The organism is Alkalibacterium sp. m-11 (genome assembly GCF_054658155.1).
In genome coordinates, this window is record NZ_BAAGIR010000179.1 from 1 (window position 1) to 3,303 (window position 3,303).

The following is a 3,303-nucleotide window of genomic DNA, read 5'->3' on the forward strand; positions in this document are numbered from 1 at the left end:
TTACTGATGAAACTGGAATTACGCTTGAAATCAAGCCTCTTCACTGTTTTGAGACAAATCAGAGCGTTACAGTATGAACCGTTTGCGTATTTCAAAGAATCGTTCGCCCCTGGTTAAGTGAAAGAGAGTACAAATGGACTAATCCACAACTGAATAACCCTAAAAATTTCTGGAAAAAGTCATCCCTTGCGCCAGCAATTGACTTTTTTGGAAATTTTAACGAAAATTACTTGTGATGAAAGTAACAATGTATGAAAATCATTTATTCTAAGTTTTATGCAACACTAGTGCAATTCAGTATTAAATGACCTATCGAATACTGTTATCTGGTTACTATCCTGATCAGTTGACTTGTCTATAATGCTGTATGTCGTCGTCATTGTCCCCATCTTGTCAGAGAAAAAGTAGGAGTAGTTTACATATGAACTGATCACTAACAAACTGATAATTAATAGTTTTCCAGCAGGTTTAAAAGACCTGTTCTCAGTCTTGATCTTTTTGAAAGCATATATACTGATAATTAAACTGAATAGTGGGTGTATCAAAAGATAGAACAGCAGTACATCAGAAAGAGCATTGTCATAACGGAGAAACAAAAATATGTAACCGAAAGCTATAATCAGATTAAACAATATCCATAGAGTATATCTTAACTCGGTTTTCATTGAACACCTTCTTTTTAGAATTTACAAACATTGTCGGTTATTTTCCGATGACTTGATAATAATCTTTTTCCCATTATAAAGCTATACCAATGACTAATATTTATTGTCTGCTTCTTGGAAAAGTTCTGATAGAAGAGATCCCTCAAGTGTTATACTTAAAAATAGCACTAAACTATTATAAATTGAAAAACGAGTCTCAGGGGGAACTATGGGTTATTTATCCTTAGCAATCATATGTAGTGCAGCTATTGCACTTATATTCAAATACACTGAAAATACGTTAACGAACAGATATGTCATTACAAGTGCCAATTATTTTTTTGCCAGTGTCACGAGTCTGGTCATGATCATGTACCAGAGACTCTTATCTGGTGTGAACAGGGAAGGGGCTTTTATTGACGAGGTGTCCATACTGTCAGGCAATGAGTCGAATCTTTTTTCTCCTTATGCAAGTGTAATATGGGGGATACTTGTAGGGAGTATAGCCGGGCTATTCTTTTTCTTGTCCTTTGTCTACTATCAGAAGAGCGTAAAGGACAATGGGGTGGGGATATCCGGTACGATAGCAAAGCTGGGCATACTGATTCCTATGATCTTTTCTATTCTCATCTGGAGGGAATATCCTACAGCGGTTCAGTGGATCGGGATTCTGATATCACTCGTCGCAATCGTTGTGGTCAATTTATCTAAGCGTTCCATCAAGACACTTGATTTTAAGCCGGCTTTACTGCTTCTATTCTTATTTGGAGGTATGGCAGAATTCTTCAATAAAATCTATCAACAGTATGCTTTAAATGAGTATAAGGATATATTTCTCTTTGCTGTATTTTTCGTCGCTTTTATCATCAGTGTGACTTATATCCTACATATTAAGGGGAAAGCGACATATAAGGACATTCTGATTGGTTTTGCGGTCGGCATTCCTAATTTGTTTTCTTCCTACTTCTTGATCATGTCTCTGGGAACTGTGAAAACTTCAGTGGCCTTTCCAATGTACAGTGCGGGAAGCATTGTCCTGATCAATTTGGGTGGCTTACTTATATATAAAGAAAAGATTGCAGCCAAGAATCAGCTGGCGATTGCCATGACCATCATCGCGCTTATACTAATTAATACATGAAAAAGGAGAGAGTCCATCGGATAAGATAAAATCTTTAAGAAGAATCTTCAAAAACCCCTCGAGCAGACTTGACCATAAAGTCGTCTGCTCGAGGGGTTCTATTTATCTGAGATGTTATTTAATAGCTTTGTAATCCAAATCAAGCGCACGTTTGACTGCTGGTCTTTCGCCAATACGATCTGCCCATTCTTTCAAGTGAGTGTAGTCATCTGCTTTCAGGAATTCTGCTGCATTACCGTACAGTTTGCCCTGGATCAGACGGCCGTACCAAGGCCAGATTGCCATATCTGCAATGGAATAGGTGTCCCCATTGATGTAATCCTTATCAGCCAAATGTCTGTCGAGCAAGTCAAGCTGACGTTTCGTTTCCATCGTAAAGCGATTGATCGGGTACTCCTGTTTAGTTGGCGCGTAGTGATAGAAATGTCCGAATCCACCGCCGACATAAGGGGCTGCTCCTGTCTGCCAAAACAGCCAGTTCATCAGTTCTGTTTTTTCGGCTAGATCATCCGGCATAAACTGTCCGTATTTTTCCGCAAGATATAATAGGATATTGACAGACTCAAACACACGCAGGGGCTTATCCAAAGAGTAGTCCATCATGGCTGGTATTTTGGAATTGGGATTGATTGCGACAAAGTCACTTCCGAACTGATCACCTTCACCAATATTAATTAAGTATAGGTCATAATCGGCACATTGAGCACCGGCATCTTTCAGTTCTTCCAGCATGATCGCAACTTTCTGTCCGTTAGGTGTGCCCAATGAGTAAACTTGTAAGGGTGCCTCTCCGACGGGAAGTGTCTGTTCAAAGCGACTTCCTGCGACCGGCTGATTCCCGAACTGATTCTTTTCATCTTTATTCCATTCCCAAACTTTTGGAACATCGTATTCTGACATAGTATCCGCTCCTTACTCAATTTATATTAAGTATACTATTATTGCTGTATTAAACAAGAATATCACATAATAACAGGACACAAATTAGTGAGAAGTACCGCTTGACAGGACACTAAAAGGTGTCGTATAATTCGGATGATCATAAGACACTTTTTGGTGTCTCATTTAAGAAGGAGGATACTATGACAGATAAAATGAAAAGCAGGAATGTGTTTGAAGCTATTGCTGATCCGACTAGAAGAGAATTAATACACATACTGTCAGAATCCGAAGCTGTCCCTCTATATAAGCTGACAGTGCACTTTGATATGGGAAGAACAGCTGTCACAAAGCATCTGACCATTCTATGGGAGGCTGATCTAGTTAAAAAGTCTAAGGTGGGGCGAGAGACTCACTATCAACTTAATCCTATACCGTTGAAAGAAGTAAGTGATTGGGTTACTTATTATCAGAGCTTTTGGGGAAAATCGTATGCAGGCATTACAAGAAGTGAGTGAACTAGGAAACTCCAAGGAATAATTGGGGGAATAGCTCTTAAATGAGCATACAATTGATTGGTTTTTACAGCACTATTGGATTTATCTCGTCAAACAGGTTTTGGTTTGATGGTCTAGAAAA

Annotated in this window: 3 protein-coding genes; 2 read left to right on the top strand and 1 reads right to left on the bottom strand. The window is 38.8% G+C overall.

Going from position 1 to position 3,303, the window contains the following annotated elements:
• Positions 1–873 precede the first annotated feature (873 nt).
• On the top strand, positions 874–1,785 hold the full coding sequence (locus ACYQ2O_RS11250) for a hypothetical protein (RefSeq protein ID WP_346025176.1): 912 nt from the start codon (positions 874–876) through the stop codon (positions 1,783–1,785).
• 114 nt (positions 1,786–1,899) lie between these two features.
• On the opposite strand, the gene yghU is transcribed toward ACYQ2O_RS11250, so the two are convergent.
• Positions 1,900–2,685 (bottom strand): glutathione-dependent disulfide-bond oxidoreductase, encoded by a 786-nt coding sequence (gene yghU, locus ACYQ2O_RS11255; RefSeq protein WP_459771218.1) that lies wholly within the window; start codon positions 2,683–2,685, stop codon positions 1,900–1,902.
• A gap of 182 nt (positions 2,686–2,867) precedes the next feature.
• On the opposite strand from yghU, the gene ACYQ2O_RS11260 reads away from it, so the two are divergent.
• Complete coding sequence (locus ACYQ2O_RS11260; RefSeq protein WP_459771219.1) at positions 2,868–3,182, top strand: ArsR/SmtB family transcription factor; 315 nt, start codon at positions 2,868–2,870, stop codon at positions 3,180–3,182.
• The last annotated feature ends 121 nt before the right edge of the window (positions 3,183–3,303 follow it).